Raw genomic sequence first — 18,699 nt, forward strand, 5'->3', positions numbered from 1 at the left:
GTCGGTGCCCGCGCGGGGCCGCTCGTCCTACCGCGACAGTTCCCAGACCGCGTGGGCGATGGCGTCGCTGTTGCGGTCCAGGGCCGTGTCGTCGATGTTGGCGGTCGTGTCGCAGGACGAGTGGTAGCAGCGGTCGAACGGCTGGCCCACGGTGCCGCCCCACTTGGCCGCCTGCGCGGACGTCTTGCGGTAGTCCGCTCCGCTGAAGAGGCCGCCCACGGGAACGCCCGCGTTCTTGAAGGGCGCGTGGTCGGAGCGTCCGTCGCCCTCGGTCTCGATCTCCGTGGAGATGCCGATACCGGCGAAGTAGTCCTTGAACGTCTTCTCGATCGTGGGATCGTCGTCGTAGACGAAGTAGCCGGGGTTGGGCGAACCGATCATGTCGAAGTTCAGGTAGCCGCTGATCTTCGCGCGTTCCGCGGAGCCGAGGCTGTTGACGTAGTGGCGGGAGCCGACGAGTCCCAGCTCCTCCGCGCCCCACCAGGCGAAGCGCAAGTGCTTCGTCGGCTGGTAGCCGGACCGGGCGACGGCGAGCGCGGTCTCCAGTACGGCCGAGGAGCCGGAGCCGTTGTCGTTGATGCCGGGACCGGAGACGACGCTGTCCAGGTGTGACCCGGCCATGACAACCTGATTCGCGTCGCCACCGGGCCAGTCCGCTATCAGGTTGTACCCGGTGCGGCCCGAGGCGCTGAACTGCTGCACGCGGGTGGTGAACCCGGCCGCGTCCAGCTTGGCCTTCACGTAGTCGAGCGAGGCCTGGTAGCCGGCGCGGCCGTGGGCGCGGTTGCCGCCGTTCGCCGTGGCGATGGACTGCAGCCGCGTCAGATGGGCCTTGACGTTGGCTATCGGTATGTCGGGCGCGGCGGCGGCAGTTCCGGTGGCGGTGGCCGTAGCGGCAGTTCCGGTGGCGGTAGCGGTGGCGGTGTCGGTGGGGTGCGCGGGCGCGGGCGCCGCACCGGCGGCGGAACCGCCGGCCACCAGCGTGGCGACGGCGGCGGCTCCGGCCGTCAGTGCGCGCCCGGAATGGAGGAGCTTCATGTGGGGGGCTCCGAATTCCTAGGGGGTCCCTGGGGAGGGGACCCCGCAGTGAATGGGGTGCCTGGATGGTGCGGGTGGGACTGACTGCCCGTCAAGACCGCTATTCGGCCATGGCGTCGCACATAGCGGAAGCACCCCGATCGCGCCCCGGTGAGTCCGGTCCGGGTCCGACCCGGTGCCGGTCCTAGTGGACGCAGAACTCGTTCCCCTCCGGGTCCGTCATCACCACCCACTCCCCGCCCGGCTCCTTCACCTGCCGCTGCACGCTCGCCCCCAGTGCCCGGAGTCGGGCCACCTCCTCCTCGCGCCCGCCGTCCGGCGCGTGCACGTCGAGGTGGACCCGGTTCTTGACGGTCTTGGCCTCAGGCACGCGCTGGAACAGCAGTCGGCGTCCCAGCCCGGTGCCGCTCTCCTCCTGGAAGGGGTCGTCGGGGTGGCGCACGGCGGCCAGGTCGCGCCAGGCGCGGCGGCCGTGGGACTCGACGGTCAGCTCCGCCGGAACCGCCCCGAAGCCCAGCAGCTTCTCGATGAGCATGCTGTTGTCCTCCACCTCGTAGTGGAGGGCCGAGGCCCAGAAGTCCGCCTGTGCGTGCGGGGCGGCCGCGTCGATGACGATCTTGATGTGCAGAGGTGCGGGCCTTGAGGTCGATGTCATGTAACCACTTATACTGGTTTCATGAGCGAGTGGACAGCGGAATCGCGGGAATCGCCGAAGCTGGTCCCGGGCCGCCCTCCCGGACTGACGCTGGTGTCGTCCCAGGGGAAGTCGTACCGCTTCGACCCGGGTGCGCTCTGCCTCGAACTGCTGACGACGGGAGGGCCGGGCGCCTTCGCGCGCTGGGAGGTGCTGCACGAGCCCGCCGATCTGGTGACCTGGGTCGAGCGCAGCCGGCTGCCGGACGGGCTGGACCTGTCGGTGGACCGGACGGACGTGGCACGGGCCCGGGATCTGCGCGACGCCCTCTTCGTCCTCGCCGCGGACCGCGCCCACGGACGACCGCTCCGCCCCGACCACCTGGACGTCGTCAACGCCGCCGCGGCCGTGCCCCCGCTCGCCACCCGCCTCGAACCGGACGGCACGCGCGCCTGGGCCCCGGGCGCCACCGGGCCCCGGCTGCTGTCGACGGTGGCGCGCGACGCGATCGAGCTGTTCACCGGCCCGTACGCGGACCGCATCCGCGAGTGCGGTGCGCACAACTGCTTCCTGCTGTTCGTCGACACCTCGCGCCCCGGGCGCCGCCGCTGGTGCGCGATGGAACACTGCGGCAACCGGGAGAAGGTCCGTGCCCACCGTGCCCGGCAGGCGCCGGACGAGCACTGACCCGGCGACCACGGGGTGCCGTTACGGCTTCCCCGCCCTGGCGCCGTGCTGCTGGGGTGTGTCGGTGGAATCCGGCGCCGGAGTCCCGGAGGCCACGACCCCGGGCTCCCGCGCGGCGGCGGCTCCCTTGAGCGGCGGTACGCCCGCGCCGGCCCGGTCCAGTTGCTCCCGCAGCGCCCGTGCGGTCCGGCGGGCCCTGCGCAGCGCGTCCCAGGTGAGCAGCGTCAGCGCCAGCCAGACCAGCCCGAAGCCGGCCCAGCGCTCGGGCGGCATGGCCTCGCCGAAGTAGAGGACGCCGAGCAGGAACTGGAAGACCGGTGCCAGGTACTGCAACAGCCCCAGCGTGGACAGCGGAACGCGGATCGCCGCCGCGCCGAAGCAGACCAGCGGGATCGCCGTGACGACGCCGGTCGCGGCGAGCAGGGCCGAGTGCCCGGCGCCCTCCGTGGTGAAGGTCGACTCGCCCTGCGCGCCCAGCCACAGCAGGTAGCCGAGCGCCGGCAGGAACTGGATCGCCGTCTCGGCGGCCAGCGACTCGACACCACCGAGGTTGACCTTCTTCTTCACCAGGCCGTACGTGGCGAAGGAGAAGGCGAGGCAGAGCGAGATCCACGGCGGCTGGCCGTAGCCGACGGCGAGCACGAGCACGGCCGCGAAGCCGGTGCCGACCGCAGCCCACTGCGCGGGCCGCAGCCGCTCCTTGAGCAGCAGCACGCCCATCGCGATGGTGACCAGTGGGTTGATGAAGTAGCCCAGCGAGGCCTCGACGACATGGCCGCTGTTCACGGCCCAGATGTAGACGCCCCAGTTGACGGTGATGACCGCGGCGGCCACCGCGACCAGGGCGAGCCTGCGCGGCTGCCGCAGCAGCTCGCCGGCCCAGGCCCAGCGCCGTACGAAGAGCAGGGCGACGGCGACGAAGGCGAGGGACCACACCATCCGGTGGGCGAGGATCTCCCCGGCCCCGGCGGGCTTGAGCAGCGGCCAGAACAGCGGGACGAGCCCCCACATCCCGTACGCCGCGAAGCCGTTCAGCAGGCCTACTCGCTGATCACTCCTGGACGACCCGGCCACGGGCACCTCCTTCTCGCACACGGCATGCCGGGGACGGGGAGGCATGCCAGGACGAAGGTAGCGCCGCACCCGGCCGCCTGTCATGCCCGTATCGGAATACGGTCATGACAGGCGGGGTGGGACGGGGACGGGGACGGGGCGGCTCCGGGGAGGGCGCAGGTCAGCCCTTGAGCGCGACGGCGACGGCCTCGGCGAGCGGTGTCGTCGGGCGGCCGGCCAGCCGGGACAGGTCGCCGGTGGAGACGACCAGCTCGCCCTTGGCGATGGCGGCGTCCACGCCCGCGAAGACGTCCGCGAGCGGTCCGGGCACCCCGGCGCCGGTCAGGATGCCGGTGTAGGCCTCGACGGAGACGGGGTTGTAGGCGATCTCCCTGCCCGTCTGCCGGCTCAGCTCGGCGGCGTACTCGGCGAAGCTCCAGGCCTCGTCGCCGCCCAGTTCGTACGCGGTGTCCTCGTGGCCCTCGCCGGTCAGTACGGCGACGGCGGCGGCCGCGTAGTCGGCGCGGGAGGCGGAGGAGATCCGGCCCTCGCCGGCCGCCTGGACGACGGCGCCGTGCTCCAGGACCGGGGCGAGCTGCTCGGTGTAGTTCTCGTGGTACCAGCCGTTGCGCAGCAGCGTGTACGGCACGCCCGAGCCGACCAGCACCTCCTCGGTGGCGCGGTGGTCGTCGGCGAGCGCGGCCTTGAGGCTCTCGGGTGCGCTGGTGTAGGCGAGCAGGGCGACGCCGGCCTTCTTCGCCGCGTCGATCACGATCGTGTGCTGCCGCACGCGACCCTTGTCGAACTCGTTGCCGGAGATCAGCAGGACCCGGTCGCCGGCCGCGAACAGGCCGTCGAAGGTCTCGGGGGAGTTGTAGTCGGCGACCGCGAGCCGCACGCCCCGGGCGGCGAGGTCGGCGGCCTTGTCGCGGTCCCGGACGACCGCGGTGACCTGGTCGGCCGGCACCTTCTCCAGCAGTTGCCGCACGACGTGGCGGCCGAGGTGTCCGGTGGCTCCGGTGACGACGATGCTCATGGTTTCAGTGCTCCTTGTGGGGGTTCGTTGCCACTAACCCTAAGAGCTGCGCTAACCAAAGGAAAGTGCCCACTTTGAAGTAAGGTACTTACATGCAGGTAAGCGAGAGGGGCCCGGACGGAAATCGTCCGGGCCCCTCTCGTGTGCGGGGACCGTGTGTGCGGTGAACGGCGGTCTCGTCAGCCGACGACCGTCCAGGTGTCGTTGCCGGTAAGGAGCGCGGCGAGGTCGCCCTTGCCGTCTCTTTCGACGGCGGTGTCGAGCTGCTCGGACATGAGCGTGTCGTAGACCGGGCGCTGGACTGAGCGCAGGACGCCGATGGGGGTGTGGTGCAGGGTGTCGGGGTCGGCGAGGCGGGAGAGTGCGAAGGCGGTGGTCGGGGACGTGGCGTGGGCGTCGTGGACGAGGATGTCCGCCTCGTTGTCGGCGGTGACGGCGACCACCTCCAGGTCACCGGTGCGCGGGTCCCGTACGACGCCCTTGGCGCCGTCGGCGCCGAAACGGATCGGCTGTCCGTGCTCCAGACGGATCACCGCCTCCTCGGCCTGCTCCCTGTCCTTGAGGGCGTCGAAGGCGCCGTCGTTGAAGATGTTGCAGTTCTGGTAGATCTCGATCAGCGCCGTGCCCGGGTGCTCGGCGGCCTGGCGCAGCACCTCGGTGAGGTGTTTGCGGTCGGAGTCGACGGTCCGGGCGACGAAGGACGCCTCCGCGCCGAGGGCGAGGGAGACGGGGTTGAAGGGCGCGTCCAGCGAGCCCATCGGGGTCGATTTGGTGATCTTGCCGACTTCGGAGGTGGGGGAGTACTGGCCCTTGGTCAGGCCGTAGATCCGGTTGTTGAACAGCAGGATCTTGAGGTTGACGTTGCGGCGCAGGGCGTGGATGAGGTGGTTGCCGCCGATGGAGAGGGCGTCGCCGTCGCCGGTGACGACCCAGACGGACAGGTCGCGGCGGGAGGAGGCGAGGCCGGTGGCGATGGCGGGGGCGCGGCCGTGGATGGAGTGCATCCCGTAGGTGTTCATGTAGTACGGGAAGCGGGAGGAGCAACCGATGCCGGAGACGAAGACGATGTTCTCCTTCGCCAGTCCGAGCTGGGGCATGAAGCCCTGCACGGCGGCGAGGATCGCGTAGTCGCCGCAGCCGGGGCACCAGCGCACTTCCTGGTCGGACTTGAAGTCCTTCATGGACTGCTTGCCCTCGGCCTTCGGCACGAGCTGGAGCAGTGCGTTGCCGTCAGCCATCGATGGCCTCCTTCAGGACCGTGGCGAGCTGTTCCGCCTTGAACGGCATGCCGTTGACCTGGTTGTACGAGCGGGCGTCGACCAGGTACTTCGCTCGGATCAGGGTGGCGAGCTGGCCCAGGTTCATCTCCGGGACCACCACCTTGTCGTAGCGGCCCAGGATGTCGCCGAGGTTGGCCGGGAAGGGGTTGAGGTGGCGCAGGTGGGCCTGGGCGATCTCCTCCCCGGCGGTGCGCAGCCGGCGTACGGCGGCGGTGATCGGCCCGTACGTCGAGCCCCAGCCCAGCACGAGTGTCCGCGCGCCGTCGGGGTCGTCGACGTCCAGGTCGGGGACGGCGATGCCGTCGACCTTGGCCTGCCGGGTGCGGACCATGAAGTCGTGGTTGGCCGGGTCGTAGGAGATGTTCCCGGTGCCGTCCTGCTTCTCGATGCCGCCGATGCGGTGCTCCAGGCCCGGTGTGCCCGGCACCGCCCACGGCCGGGCCAGGGTCTGCGGGTCGCGCTTGTAGGGCCAGAACACCTCGGTGCCGTCGTCGAGGGTGTGGTTGGGGCCCTGCGCGAACTGCACGGTGAGGTCCGGAAGTTCGTCCGGCTCGGGGATCCGCCAGGGTTCGGAGCCGTTGGCCAGGTAGCCGTCGGACAGCAGGAACACCGGAGTCCGGTACGTCACCGCGATCCGCGCCGCCTCCAGAGCGGCGTCGAAACAGTCGGCCGGGGTGCGCGGGGCGACGACCGGGACCGGCGCCTCGCCGTTGCGCCCGTACATCGCCTGCAGCAGATCGGCCTGCTCCGTCTTGGTCGGCAGACCCGTCGACGGGCCGCCGCGCTGGATGTCCACCACCAGCAGCGGCAGCTCAAGACTCACCGCCAGCCCGATCGTCTCGCTCTTGAGCGCCACGCCCGGACCGGAGGTCGTCGTCACCGCCAGCGACCCGCCGAAGGCCGCACCCAGCGCCGCGCCGATCCCGGCGATCTCGTCCTCCGCCTGGAAGGTGCGCACCCCGAAGTTCTTGTGCTTCGAGAGTTCGTGCAGGATGTCGGAGGCCGGAGTGATCGGATACGAGCCCAGGAACAGCGGCAGGTCCGCCTGCCGCGACGCGGCGATCAGGCCGTAGGCCAGTGCCAGGTTCCCGGAGATGTTGCGGTAGGTGCCGGGCGGGAACGCCGTCGCCGCCGGTGCCACCTCGTAGGAGACCGCGAAGTCCTCCGTGGTCTCACCGAAGTTCCAGCCCGCCCGGTAGGCCGCGATGTTCGCGGCGGCGATCTCGGGCTTCTTCGCGAACTTCGACCTCAGAAACGTCTCCGTGCCCTCGGTGGGCCGGTGATACATCCACGACAGCAGCCCGAGCGCGAACATGTTCTTGCTGCGCTCGGCCTCCTTGCGGCTGAGGTCGAACTCCGTGAGTGCCTCGACGGTCAGCGTGGTCAGCGGCACCGGGTGCAGGTGGTAGCCGTCGAGGGAACCGTCCTCCAGCGGCGAGGTGTCGTAGCCGACCTTCTGCATCGCCCGCCGGGTGAACTCGTCGGTGTTGACGATGATCTCCGCGCCGCGCGGCAGGTCGCCCACGTTCGCCTTCAACGCGGCCGGGTTCATCGCCACCAGCACGTTCGGGGCGTCGCCGGGCGTGAGGATGTCGTGGTCGGCGAAGTGCAGCTGGAAGGACGATACGCCCGGCAGGGTGCCGGCGGGTGCCCGGATCTCGGCCGGGAAGTTCGGCAGCGTCGACAGGTCATTGCCGAACGACGCGGTTTCCGAGGTGAAACGGTCGCCGGTGAGCTGCATCCCGTCGCCGGAGTCCCCCGCGAACCTGATGATCACCCGGTCCAGCCGGCGGACGTCCTTCGCCCCAACCGGTTTGCGCTGTGCTCCCACGACGGTCTCGTCGGCTCCGTCGGCCTGCTCCGCTGGGCTGCTGACCTGGCTGGTCACTTAACTGGACCTCCCTCGGGACGGCTGTCCGGGGACTGGTCTCCCACCGACCGTCCCAGGATCAACCCTACGTCCGTGCGCCGTGACTTCCGGTGGACATTCGCATGATGGACACGACTTCGAGATGGCCCACGGCCCTGGAATCCCAAGGTTTTCCCACCCCGGCGCCGGTGAGGACGCACGCCGCCCGTCCTCCGGTTTCTCATTCGTCCGGATGAGCGTTCGCCTCGCCGGACCGGGCCGGTGCTTCCGAGGCGTGGGCCGCCGATGTCAGGAATTGAGATAGGTCAGCACCGCGAGCACCCTGCGGTGATCACCGTCGCTCGGGGACAGCCCCAGCTTCATGAAGATGTTGCTGACGTGCTTCTCGACGGCCCCGTCGCTCACCACGAGCTGCCGGGCAATCGCCGAGTTCGTCCGGCCCTCGGCCATGAGCCCGAGCACCTCCCGCTCACGCGGGGTGAGCCCGGCGAGGACGTCCTGCTTGCGGCTGCGTCCGAGCAGCTGCGCGACCACCTCCGGGTCGAGCGCCGTACCGCCCTGCGCCACCCGCACCACCGCGTCCACGAACTCCCGCACCTCGGCCACCCGGTCCTTGAGCAGATAGCCCACGCCCCGACTGGAACCGGCCAGCAACTCCGTCGCGTAGCGCTCCTCCACGTACTGGGACAGCACCAGCACGCCGAGACCGGGATGCGCCTTGCGCAGCCGCACCGAGGCCCGCACCCCCTCGTCGGTGTGCGTGGGCGGCATCCGTACGTCCGCCACCACGACGTCCGGCAGTTCGCCCTGCGCGTCCAGCTCGGTGATGGTCTTGACCAGTGCCTCACCGTCGCCGACTCCGGCCACGACCTCGTGCCCGCGGTCGGTCAGCAACCGGGTCAGCCCCTCTCGGAGCAGCACTGAATCCTCGGCGATGACCACCCGCACCCTGTCCTCCACGATCCTCGGCCCCCCACAGCCCCGTGCACCTCACGGCCCGCGCGGCACGCGCCGCGTCCACGAACCGTCCGTGCGACAGGTCCAGCATCCCAGCATCGGAGGCCGGATGCCCCGGGGCAACGGGAAGAGAACGGGAAGTCCTGGACATCGATCCCGGTACCGGTCTCCGTACCGGGCTCGACACCGGTACGGGATCGGCCACTCGATGGCCGGTTCTCGACGGCCGGTTCCGCCTCACGGCGCCGGGGCCCGCCGCCGCTGTGCCGATCAGCCGGTGAGCGGCTCGTTCCGCCAGGGCAGCTCCGCCGTGATCCGTGTCGGGCCTCCGGCCGGCGAGTCCACCACGAGGATCCCGTCCACCGCGTCCAGCCGCTCCGCCAGACCGGCCAGCCCGGACCCGGCGGACGCGTCGGCGCCGCCCACGCCGTTGTCCACGACCTGGAGCATCAGCCGGTTCTCCACCCGCCAGACCTCCACGGCGGCCGACGTGGCCCGCGCGTGCTTGCTGACGTTCTGGAGCAGCTCCGAGACGGTGAAGTAGGCGATCCCCTCGATCGCCGAAGCCGGCCGCTCCGCCAGGTCGACCTCGACCCGCACCGGCACGGTGCAGCGCGAGGCGACCGAGGAGAGCGCCGCGTCCAGACCGCGGTCGGTCAGGACCGCGGGGTGGATGCCCCGGGCCAGGTCCCGCAGCTCCTGGAGCGCCGTCTTCACTTCACCGTGCGCCTCGTCCACCATGACGGCCGCGGCCCGGGGGTCCTCCTTCAGCTTCTCCTTGGCCAGACCCAGGTCCATGGCGAGGTTGACCAGGCGGGCCTGCGCCCCGTCGTGCAGATCGCGCTCGATGCGCCGCAGGTCGGCCGCGGCCGTGTCGACCACGACCCCCCGGTCGGACTCCAGCTCCACGACCCGCGTCGCCAGCCGCGACGGTCCGAGCAGCCCGTGCACCATGACCCGGTCCACCGTCGTCAGCGCCCGCACCAGCCACGGCGTAGCCAGCGTGAACAACAGACCGACCAGCGCGGTCACGGCGATCTCGAAGGGGTTGTCCAGGTAGATCCGGTGCGTCTCGTCGCCGTACAGCTGGAGTCCGTCCTGGCCCGCGTACATCGGGAACACCCAGAACCACAGCGGGTACGTCACCATCGCCCACCCGAACGCCCAGACGTTCACGGCGACCACGAACGAGAACACCGACCACGGGAACTGCAGCACCGCGTACAGCAGGCTCCGCCAGGAGGCGCCGCTCTTGAGCACGGCCCCCATCCAGCCCATCGCGCCCTGCTTCTTCAGCCGCAGCGGCTCCGGCTCGGGGACCCGCAGCCCCAGCAGGGCACGGGCCCGTGCCCGCTCCATCGCCCCGAAGCCCCTGCACCCGGCGAGGGCGGCCGCCAGCACCGGCACCCCCAGGAACGTCACCAGCAGGCCCGCCCCCAGCGACACCATCGTCACGGCGTACGTGAAGAGCAGGATGCCGACCGGCAGGCCCACCAGGACATAGCCGAACTCCCGCCAGCTGCGCGCCTCGAACGGTGCCCGCAGCCCCGCCGGCAGGCGGTGGTGCCGCTCACCGGTGTGCCCGGGGAAGCCGGACCCGTTCCCGAGCCCGTAACCCTGTCCGTATTCCGTGGCCATCGGTGCCGTCCCTCTCCTAGTCGCGCTACGGCTGTGCTGTCGTAACTCCACCCTCCTCGACCGCGGCGCCACGGCCCATGGAGCCCGTCGGCGTCTGCGGAGTGGGGTTTTCCCTACCCCCTGGGGCGCGAGCCGGCCGCGTCGGCTCCCGTGCGGTCCCGCCACGGCAGCTCGGCCGTGATCGTGGTCGGGCCACCCGCCGGCGAGTCGACGACGAAGAGACCGTCGACGGCGGACAGCCGGTCGGCGAGGCCCTTCATCCCCGTACCACCGTCGAGGCTCGCGCCGCCGTGGCCGTTGTCCCCCACCTGTATGAGCAGCCGGTCGGACGACCGCCACACCTCCACGGAGGCCGAACTCGCCCCACTGTGCTTGCTCACGTTCTGGAGCAGCTCCGAGACCGTGAAGTAGGCGATGCCTTCGATGGCGGCCGCGGGGCGCTCCGTCAGGTCGGCGGTCACCTTGACCGGCACGGTGCAGCGGGAGGCGACCGAGGAGAGCGCCGCGTCCAGACCGCGGTCGGTCAGGACGGCCGGATGGATGCCGCGTGCCAGGTCCCGCAGCTCCTGGAGGGCCAGCTTCACCTCGCCGTGCGCCTCGTCGACCATGGCCGCCGCCGCGTCGGGGTCCTCCAGGAGCTTCTCCTTCGCCAGGCCGAGACCCATGGCGAGGTTGACCAGCCGGGCCTGTGCCCCGTCGTGCAGGTCGCGCTCGATGCGCCGCAGGTCGGCGGCGGCCGTGTCGACCACGACCCCCCGGTCCGACTCCAGCTCGGCGATCCGCCGCTCCAGCTCGTCGGACGGGGACAGCAGCCCCCGCACCATCGCCCGGTCGGCGTTGGTCAGGCCCCGCGCGATGAACGGCAGCACGGGCCACAGCACGAACAACGACGTCAGGGTGACGAGGAACGTGGCGACGCCCCAGGGGAACCGGATGAACTCGTACAGGACCGTGCGCCAGCCCACCGGGTCCTTCAAGGACATCCACAACTGCGCGAAGAAGCCGCGCCCGCTCCGCAACGGCAGCGGGCTCGGCTCGTCCACCCGCACCCCGAGCAGCGCTCTGGCCCGCGCCCGCTCCAGCTTGCCCAGCTGCCGCGCGCCCAGCAGGCCACCCGCCAGCAGCGGGAGCCCGATCACCGTGACCGTCAATCCGATGCCGACGGACAGCATCGTCACCACGTAGGTGAAGCCGAGCAGCGCCACCGGGAAATTCGCCAGCAGGTGGGCGATCTCCTTCCAGGTGTGCCGGTCGTAGGCGAAACGGGCCGGCGGCAGGCGGTCGCCGGCCGCTGCGCCGGTGGTCCCGGCGAGGCTGGATGTCGAGAGGCGTTCGGTCATACACGTCAGCGTGCCGTCTGGCGCGGCGCCGCGCCATGAGGTGGACCGCCGGGATGCACTGAGGAAAACCCCACCCCCGCGTCTCAAGGTGCGACGGGCTGCTTACCGTCTCTTTATCAGGCTCTAGACTCCCGTGCGTACGGATCGTCGAACAGCAGCGTTCACGAGGTTCACGACAGGGAGCGAGGGGCGCACGTGCCGGAACCGACCGTCGGCGACGCGACCGCCGGCGCCGTGACCACCGCCGATGCGACCGTCGGGCTCGCCGCGGACTACTTCCAGTCCTACTCGGTCGTCGGCCTGCTCGCCGTCGTGGGGGTGCTCTTCGTCGCCGTGGCCTTCGGTGCCGGGCGGCTGCTGCGACCGGTGGTCCCGACGCCCGAGAAGCTGCTCACCTACGAGTGCGGCGTCGACCCCGTCGGAGAGGGCTGGGCGCACACCCAGGTCCGCTACTACGTCTACGCGTTCCTCTACGTCATCTTCGCGGTCGACTCGATCTTCCTCTTCCCCTGGGCGACGGTCTTCGCCGACCCTGGTTACGGGGCCACGACCCTCGTGGAGATGTTCATCTTCCTCGGCTTCCTCGCCGTGGGTCTGTTGTACGCATACAAGAAGGGCGTCCTGTCGTGGACGTGAACCCCGCCGATCCCGCCGACCCCGCAGGCCCGGCACCCGTGCCGCTCCCCGAGCCCAAGAGGCTGGGCACGCTCGCCCGCCTCGCCCCGGAGCCGATGAAGGTCGTCCTGAACTGGGGCCGCCGCTACTCGCTCTGGGTCTTCAACTTCGGCCTCGCCTGCTGCGCCATCGAGTTCATCGCCGCGTCGATGGCCCGCCACGACTTCATCCGGCTCGGTGTCATCCCGTTCGCGCCCGGTCCCCGCCAGGCCGACCTGATGGTCGTCTCGGGCACGGTGACCGACAAGATGGCACCGGCCGTCAAGCGCCTGTACGAGCAGATGCCCGAGCCGAAGTACGTCATCTCCTTCGGCGCCTGCTCCAACTGCGGCGGCCCCTACTGGGACTCCTACTCCGTGACGAAGGGCGTCGACCAGATCATCCCCGTCGACGTCTACGTCCCCGGCTGCCCGCCGCGCCCCGAGGCGCTGCTCCAGGGCATCCTCAAGCTCCAGGAGAAGATCGCGCGGGAGTCCCTGGGGGAGCGGTACGGCGTCTCGCCCCGGCCGTCGACGGCCGCGCTGCAGAGCGGCCTGGTACGACCGCCGGGCCCGGACTCGGCCCCGGACCCGGGCTCGGGCTCGGGCTCGGGCTCGGACTCGGACTCGGCCTCGGATGCGGGGGGAGGCCGATGACGGCGGTCGGCTGGCTGCCCGCCGGCGTCGAGGAGCTCTTCGGCACGGACGCCACGGCGGAGGAGTCGTACGACCTCCTGACCGTCGACGTGCCGCCCGCCTCCTGGATCACCGCCCTGGAGACGGCGCGTGACCGGCTGGGCTGCACGTACTTCGACTGGCTGAGCGCGGTCGACGAACCCGGCACCGGGTTCCGTGTCGCCGCACATGTCGCGGCGCTGGGACCGGTACGCAGGCTGCTGCTGCGCACGACCGTCCCGCACGCCGCCCCGGCCCTGCCCAGCGCCGTCGGGGTGTACGCGGGCGCGGCCTGGCACGAGCGCGAGACCCACGAGATGTTCGGTGTCGCCTTCGAGGACCACCCCGCGCTGGACCACCTGCTCCTTCCGGAAGGCTTCGAGGGCCACCCGCTGCGGAAGGACTTCGTCCTCGCCGCGCGCGTCGCCAAGGCCTGGCCCGGGGCCAAGGAGCCCGGCGAGTCCGATCACGGCGGTCCCCGTCGCCGCCAGATGCTGCCGCCGGGCGTCCCCGACCCCAACGAGTGGGGGCCGCTGAAGGGCCAGCTGCCGCCCGCTCCGGCCCGCCCGGCACGCGGTGCGGGGCGTGCGGCGGGGGAGCGCCCGGTCCGCGGCGCGGGCGAACGCCCGGCCCGCCGGACCCGTACGGCCGCCGAGGGCTCCGTCGGCCAGACCTCTCAGGCCGACGAGCCGACGACGGCACCGACCAGCGCACCGACGACCGGACCGGCGCCGCGGCGGTCGCGCAGTGCGAGCCAGGGGTCCGCCTCCCAGCGAGCGGCCGGTCCGACGGACGGGCCCACCGCCGACACGGCTGCCGGGCAGGAGGACGGCACCGACAACCGTGCCGCGGCGACCGGACGGACACCCGGCACCCGGTCGGGCCGGCCGGCCGGGACCGCCGGCCCCCGCCGCAGCCGGAGTGCGTCGCAGGGCTCGGCGAGCCAGCGGGAGGCGTCCGCCGCCGGGGAGCCGGACGACGCGGGTTCCGGCAGCGCCCCGCAGGGCAGCGACGGCACCAGCTCCTCGCCCGTGGAGGAACCGGCCCCGAAGCCGGCGCCCTCGACGCCGCGCAGCACGGACGCCCCGTGGCACCACGCCCGCCCGGCGTTCGACGAGCCGGACGGGCCCGACGCGGCACGGGAACCGGAGGCGGCTGAGGAGCCGGAGGCGGCTGAGCGGCCGGAGGCGACCACCGAGTCACCTGAAGCGGAGTCGGACGCCCCGGGCGACACCGACGCGCCCCGTAACCCACCGAACCCCCCAGGAGGCCGGCAGTGAACGACGCGCTCGACGTCACCCTGCGCCTTCTGGTCGTCTTCGTCGTCTTCCTCGCGTTCCCCCTGATAGTCGGCCAGACCGAGCACAAGGTGATGGCCCACATGCAGGGCCGCCTCGGTCCGATGTACGCGGGTGGCTTCCACGGCTGGGCCCAGCTCGTCGCGGACGGCGTGAAGTTCGCGCAGAAGGAGGACGTGGTCCCCGCCGACGCGGACCGCCGCATCTTCCAGCTCGCTCCGGCCGTGGCCCTGCTGCCGTACCTCCTGGTCCTCCTGGCCATCCCGGTCGGGCCCGGAGAGGGCGCGGTCGGTCAGGTCGTCGACGCGGGCATCTTCTTCGTCCTCGCCGTCATGGGCGTGGGCGTCCTCGGCTCGCTCATGGCCGGCTGGTCCTCCGCCAACAAGTTCTCCCTCCTCGGCGGCCTGCGCACCGCCGCCCAGCTCCTCGCGTACGAACTCCCGATGCTGCTGACCGCGGCCTCCGTCGCCATGGCGGCCGGCACGGTCTCCCTCGTCGGCATCCTCGACGCCTTCGAGTGGTGGTGGCTGCCCTGGCAGATCGTCGGCGCGATCGTCTTCTTCGTCGCCGGGCTCGCCGAACTGCAGCGGCCCCCCTTCGACATGCCGGTCGCCGACTCGGAGATCATCTTCGGTGCCTACACCGAGTACACCGGCCTGCGCTTCGCCCTGTTCCTCCTCGCCGAGTACGCCGGAATCGTCGTCCTGTGCGGTCTGACCACCGTCCTATTCCTGGGCGGCTGGCACGGCCCCTGGGGCGCCGACGGCCTCGGCTGGGTGTGGACCCTCCTCAAGGCGGCCGTGCTCGCCTTCGTCGTGATCTGGCTCCGCGTGACCTACCCGCGCCTGCGCGAGGATCAGCTGCAGAAACTGTCCTGGACGCTCCTCGTCCCCCTCTCCCTCGCCCAGATCGCCCTCACCGGCATCGTCAAGGTGGTGATCGCGTAATGGCCCCCGTCCCCGGCAGCGGCCTGGCCAAGGGCCTGGCCGTCACCCTGCGCACGATGACGCGGAAGACCGTCACCGAGCAGTACCCGGACACCCAGCCCGAACTGCCGCCCCGTACCCGCGGCGTGATCGGCCTGTTCGAGGAGAACTGCACGGTCTGCATGCTGTGCGCCCGCGAGTGCCCCGACTGGTGCATCTACATCGACTCCCACAAGGAGACGGTCCCCGCGGCCGCCCCCGGCGGACGCGACCGCAGCCGCAACGTCCTCGACCGCTTCGCCATCGACTTCTCCCTGTGCATGTACTGCGGCATCTGCATCGAGGTCTGTCCTTTCGACGCCCTGTTCTGGTCCCCGGAGTTCGAGTACGCCGAGACCGACATCCGCGACCTCACCCACGAGCGCGACAAGCTCCGCGAGTGGATGTGGACCGTTCCGGCCCCGCCCGCCCTGGACCCCGGCGCGGAGGAGCCCAAGGAACTCGCCGCCGCCCGCAAGGCCGCCGACAAGCTGGCCGCGCAGCAGCAGCCGGACGAGCCCGGGCAGCCGGACGAGCCCGGGCAGCCCAACCGGTCCGGGCAGCCGGACCAGCCCGGCCAGGAGGACCGGACATGACCCTCGCCGCCGCATCCCACGGCTTCCTGTCCCCGACCGGTGTGGAGATCGCCTTCCTCCTCGTCGGTCTGGTCACCCTCGCGGCCGCCGTCCTCACCGTGACCACCAGCCGGCTCGTCCACGCGGCCCTGTGGCTGGTGGTGGCCCTCGGCGGCCTCGCCGTCGAATACCTGCTGCTCACCGCGGAGTTCATCGCCTGGGTCCAGGTCCTCATCTACGTCGGTGCTGTCGTGGTCCTCATCCTGTTCGGGCTGATGCTCACCAGGGCGCCCATCGGCCGGTCGCCGGACGCCGACTCCGGCAACCGCTGGGCCGCCCTCACCGTGGCCGTGGCCTCCGCGGCAGCCCTGGTGTGGGTCGTCGTCGACGCCTTCCGCACCACCTGGATCGACCTGGACGGCCCGGCCGCGGGCTCGACCGCCGTCACCGGTGCCAGCCTGTTCCAGAACTGGGTCCTCCCCTTCGAGGCCCTCTCCGTCCTCCTCCTCGCCGCCCTGGTCGGCGCCATCGTCCTGTCCCGCAAGGCCAAGGCGCCTGGCGCCGACGAAGCGTCCCAGCCCGGAACCTCCCGGACCGGCGGTGCCCGCTGATGCACCTCGCCTACCCCGCCGTCCTCTCCGCCCTCCTCTTCTGCACGGGTCTCTACGGCGTCCTCGCCCGCCGCAACGCGATCCTGGTCCTGATGTCGGTCGAGCTGATGCTCAACGCCGTCAACCTCAACCTGGTCGCCTTCGACGTCTGGCTCAGCCGGGCCGCGGAGGAGACCCTGCACTCCGGCCAGGCCCTGACCCTGTTCACGATCGCCATCGCGGCCGCCGAGATCGGCATAGGCCTGGCGATCGTCCTCGCCGTCCACCGCAACCGCGGCACCTCGGACATCGACAAGCTCCGCGACACCGCCGAGGGCCACGAGCCGGACGGCCCCGACACCGACACTCCCGCGACCGGGACGGCCGCCGAGAAGGCTGAGGCCACCGCGTGACCACGACCACCCTCGCCGTACTCGTCCCCCTCCTTCCCTTCCTCGGGGCAGCCGCCGGTCTCCTCCTGGGCCGGTCGGCCCCCGGTTTCGTCCGCCCCCTCGCCGTCCTGCCGACGCTGGCGGCACTCGTCCTCGCCGCACTCGTCGCGGCGCGTCAGGGCGGCGGCCGGGCCCTCGACGCCGTCACCGAGCTGACGCCCACCGGTTCGGTCCCCGTCGAACTCGCCCTGCACATCGACGGCTTCGCCGCCCTCGTCGCCGTCCTGGTCGGCACCGTCGCGACCTGCGTGCAGATCTACTCCACGGGTTACCTGCGCGACGATCCGCGCTACGCCTCGTACGCCGCTCTCGTCTCCCTGTTCACCTCCGCCATGTTCCTGGTCGTCTACTCCGGCGACCTGATGGTGCTGCTGGTCGGCTGGGAAGTCATGGGTATCTGCTCGTACTTCCTGGTCGGCCACTACTGGGAGACCCCGGAGGCGCGCGCCGCCTCCCTCAAGGCCTTCCTGGTCACCAAGCTCGGTGACGTCCCCTTCCTGATCGGTCTGCTGGCGCTGGCCACCGAGGCAGGCTCCTTCCGCATCACCGAGATCCTCGGCGCGGTCACGAGCGGCTCGCTCGACCACCCGACGCTGATCGCGCTGCTGCTCCTGGCCGGTGTCGCGGGAAAGTCGGCGCAGTTCCCGCTGCACACCTGGCTTCCCGACGCGATGGCGGGCCCGACACCCGTCTCCGCGCTGATCCACGCCGCGACGATGGTCGCCGCCGGTGTGTACTTCGTCGCCCGGCTCCTTCCGCTCTTCGAGGCCTCGCGGGCCGCGATGGTCGTCCTCGCCGTCATGGCCGCCGTCACGATGGTCGGCTCCGCGCTCGCCGCCCTCGCCCAGGACGACATCAAACGCGTCCTGGCCTACTCGACGATCGGACAGCTCGGCTACATGACCGGCGCCCTCGCCACGGGCGACCGGGGCGCCGCCGTCTTCCACCTCCTCTCCCACGGCGCCTTCAAGGGGCTGCTGTTCCTGGCCGCCGGCGTGATCATCCACGCCGCCGGCACCAACTCGCTGGCCGCCATGTCCCGGATGCGGGGCCTGCGCGACCGCGTCCCGGACGCCTACTGGACGATGACCGTGGCCCTGCTCGCGCTCGCCGCGATCCCGCCCTTCAGCGGCTTCTTCTCCAAGGAGTCCGTCCTCGGCGCCGCGGAGCACGTCGCCACCGGCCACACCGAGCACGCGCCCGGCGCCGCGGGCTGGACCGTGCTCGTCGCCGGCCTGATCACGGCCCTGCTCACCGCCGCCTACGCGACCCGCCTGTGGCTGCTGACCTTCCGCGGCCGAGGCGCCGAGGCCCCCGACCACGGCAGGCAGCCGCTGGTCATGAACGCGGTGCTCTGGGTGCTCGCCCTCCCCTCACTCGCACTGGGCGGACTCGCCTTCCGCCTGCTGCCCGACTGGTTCGACGGCCAGGACCTCACCCCGACCCTCACCACCTCCGTGCTCGGCACGGGCGTGGCCCTGGTCGGCGGCATCGTCACCTACGCCGCCTGGCGGCACACCACGGCGCTCGCCGACCGCACCCCGCTGGGCGCCGTCGCGGCCCACCCCGAGGGCGACGCCGGCCTGGTGGAGGCCGAGGCGATCGCCGCCCACCGGGCCGCCTACGGAGACCTGGCCTCCGCGCCCGACCCGTCGGATCCGGGACGGCTCCTGCTGGGCCCGGTGCACCGGCACGCGGCCGCGGGCTTCCACCTGGACGCGGTCTACGCGACCCTCTTCATCCGCCCGGTCCAGGCAGGCGCAAGCCTCGTCCGGTTCCTCGACCGCGAAGTCGTCGACACCTACGTACGCGCGGCGGGCGTCCTGCCCGGCCTGCTCGGGGCCGCCGTACGACGTGCCCAGACCGGCAATGTGCAGACCTATGTGAGCGCGCTGCTCGCCGGCACCGTCGTCCTCGCGGTCGCCGCCGTCCTCGTCGCCGCGGGAGCGTGAGCAGAC

Annotated in this window: 18 protein-coding genes; 9 read left to right on the plus strand and 9 right to left on the minus strand. The window is 71.6% G+C overall.

The window, feature by feature from the left end; all coding sequences use genetic code 11:
* Window positions 1–27: 27 nt before the first annotated feature.
* Both ACFYZ3_RS37580 and ACFYZ3_RS37585 read right to left on the minus strand, forming a co-directional pair.
* The gene (locus tag ACFYZ3_RS37580; RefSeq protein ID WP_388527662.1) at window positions 28–1,038 is read right to left on the minus strand and encodes a M28 family metallopeptidase; all 1,011 of its coding nucleotides are present in this window, start codon (window positions 1,036–1,038) and stop codon (window positions 28–30) included.
* Window positions 1,039–1,222: 184 nt separating this feature from the next.
* Window positions 1,223–1,693 (minus strand): VOC family protein, encoded by a 471-nt coding sequence (locus ACFYZ3_RS37585; RefSeq protein ID WP_388527665.1) that lies wholly within the window; start codon window positions 1,691–1,693, stop codon window positions 1,223–1,225.
* Window positions 1,694–1,714: 21 nt separating this feature from the next.
* On the opposite strand from ACFYZ3_RS37585, the gene ACFYZ3_RS37590 reads away from it, so the two are divergent.
* Window positions 1,715–2,359 carry a CGNR zinc finger domain-containing protein gene (locus ACFYZ3_RS37590; protein WP_388527668.1) on the plus strand — a complete coding sequence of 215 codons (645 nt, stop codon included), beginning with the start codon at window positions 1,715–1,717 and terminating at the stop codon, window positions 2,357–2,359.
* Between the two features lie 21 nt (window positions 2,360–2,380).
* Here the strand turns inward: ACFYZ3_RS37590 and rarD are convergent, their stop codons facing one another.
* From rarD to ACFYZ3_RS37625, 7 genes are all read right to left on the minus strand, one after another.
* Window positions 2,381–3,433, minus strand: a complete 1,053-nt coding sequence (gene rarD, locus ACFYZ3_RS37595) for an EamA family transporter RarD (RefSeq protein ID WP_388527671.1) — start codon at window positions 3,431–3,433, stop codon at window positions 2,381–2,383.
* 160 nt (window positions 3,434–3,593) lie between these two features.
* Complete coding sequence (locus ACFYZ3_RS37600) at window positions 3,594–4,448, minus strand: SDR family oxidoreductase (protein ID WP_388527674.1); 855 nt, start codon at window positions 4,446–4,448, stop codon at window positions 3,594–3,596.
* Window positions 4,449–4,627: 179 nt separating this feature from the next.
* Window positions 4,628–5,686, minus strand: coding sequence for a 2-oxoacid:ferredoxin oxidoreductase subunit beta (locus tag ACFYZ3_RS37605; RefSeq protein WP_388527677.1), 1,059 nt, complete (start codon window positions 5,684–5,686; stop codon window positions 4,628–4,630).
* Entirely contained in the window at window positions 5,679–7,616 is a 1,938-nt protein-coding gene (locus ACFYZ3_RS37610) for a 2-oxoacid:acceptor oxidoreductase subunit alpha (RefSeq protein WP_388527680.1), read from the minus strand. The genes ACFYZ3_RS37605 and ACFYZ3_RS37610 overlap by 8 nt, the downstream gene beginning before the upstream one ends.
* A gap of 270 nt (window positions 7,617–7,886) precedes the next feature.
* A complete protein-coding gene (locus tag ACFYZ3_RS37615; RefSeq protein ID WP_275898184.1) occupies window positions 7,887–8,546 on the minus strand; it encodes a response regulator transcription factor in 660 nt (219 codons plus the stop codon).
* A gap of 279 nt (window positions 8,547–8,825) precedes the next feature.
* Entirely contained in the window at window positions 8,826–10,193 is a 1,368-nt protein-coding gene (locus ACFYZ3_RS37620; protein WP_388527683.1) for a sensor histidine kinase, read from the minus strand.
* 113 nt (window positions 10,194–10,306) lie between these two features.
* Window positions 10,307–11,533: a sensor histidine kinase gene (locus ACFYZ3_RS37625; protein ID WP_388527686.1), complete on the minus strand. Its 1,227-nt coding sequence runs from the start codon at window positions 11,531–11,533 to the stop codon at window positions 10,307–10,309.
* Between the two features lie 195 nt (window positions 11,534–11,728).
* On the opposite strand from ACFYZ3_RS37625, the gene ACFYZ3_RS37630 reads away from it, so the two are divergent.
* Genes ACFYZ3_RS37630 through ACFYZ3_RS37665 form a run of 8 tightly spaced genes read left to right on the plus strand, consistent with a single transcriptional unit; the run spans window position 11,729 to window position 18,693 of the window.
* Window positions 11,729–12,169: an NADH-quinone oxidoreductase subunit A gene (locus tag ACFYZ3_RS37630; RefSeq protein ID WP_059299971.1), complete on the plus strand. Its 441-nt coding sequence runs from the start codon at window positions 11,729–11,731 to the stop codon at window positions 12,167–12,169.
* Entirely contained in the window at window positions 12,160–12,843 is a 684-nt protein-coding gene (locus tag ACFYZ3_RS37635; protein ID WP_388527689.1) for an NADH-quinone oxidoreductase subunit B, read from the plus strand. Before ACFYZ3_RS37630 ends, ACFYZ3_RS37635 begins: the two co-directional genes overlap by 10 nt.
* The gene (locus tag ACFYZ3_RS37640; RefSeq protein ID WP_388527692.1) at window positions 12,840–14,141 is read left to right on the plus strand and encodes an NADH-quinone oxidoreductase subunit C; all 1,302 of its coding nucleotides are present in this window, start codon (window positions 12,840–12,842) and stop codon (window positions 14,139–14,141) included. Before ACFYZ3_RS37635 ends, ACFYZ3_RS37640 begins: the two co-directional genes overlap by 4 nt.
* Window positions 14,138–15,106, plus strand: a complete 969-nt coding sequence (locus ACFYZ3_RS37645) for a complex I subunit 1 family protein (protein ID WP_361010066.1) — start codon at window positions 14,138–14,140, stop codon at window positions 15,104–15,106. Before ACFYZ3_RS37640 ends, ACFYZ3_RS37645 begins: the two co-directional genes overlap by 4 nt.
* Complete coding sequence (locus ACFYZ3_RS37650; protein ID WP_388527695.1) at window positions 15,106–15,720, plus strand: NuoI/complex I 23 kDa subunit family protein; 615 nt, start codon at window positions 15,106–15,108, stop codon at window positions 15,718–15,720. Before ACFYZ3_RS37645 ends, ACFYZ3_RS37650 begins: the two co-directional genes overlap by 1 nt.
* Window positions 15,717–16,310, plus strand: a complete 594-nt coding sequence (locus tag ACFYZ3_RS37655; RefSeq protein ID WP_388527698.1) for an NADH-quinone oxidoreductase subunit J — start codon at window positions 15,717–15,719, stop codon at window positions 16,308–16,310. Before ACFYZ3_RS37650 ends, ACFYZ3_RS37655 begins: the two co-directional genes overlap by 4 nt.
* Window positions 16,310–16,702: an NADH-quinone oxidoreductase subunit NuoK gene (gene nuoK, locus ACFYZ3_RS37660; protein ID WP_011029757.1), complete on the plus strand. Its 393-nt coding sequence runs from the start codon at window positions 16,310–16,312 to the stop codon at window positions 16,700–16,702. The genes ACFYZ3_RS37655 and nuoK overlap by 1 nt, the downstream gene beginning before the upstream one ends.
* Entirely contained in the window at window positions 16,699–18,693 is a 1,995-nt protein-coding gene (locus ACFYZ3_RS37665) for an NADH-quinone oxidoreductase subunit L (RefSeq protein ID WP_388527701.1), read from the plus strand. Before nuoK ends, ACFYZ3_RS37665 begins: the two co-directional genes overlap by 4 nt.
* Window positions 18,694–18,699 lie beyond the last annotated feature (6 nt).

This window comes from Streptomyces sp. NPDC001599, from assembly GCF_042893535.1.
In the GTDB taxonomy this organism is placed as follows: Bacteria; Actinomycetota; Actinomycetes; order Streptomycetales; family Streptomycetaceae; genus Streptomyces.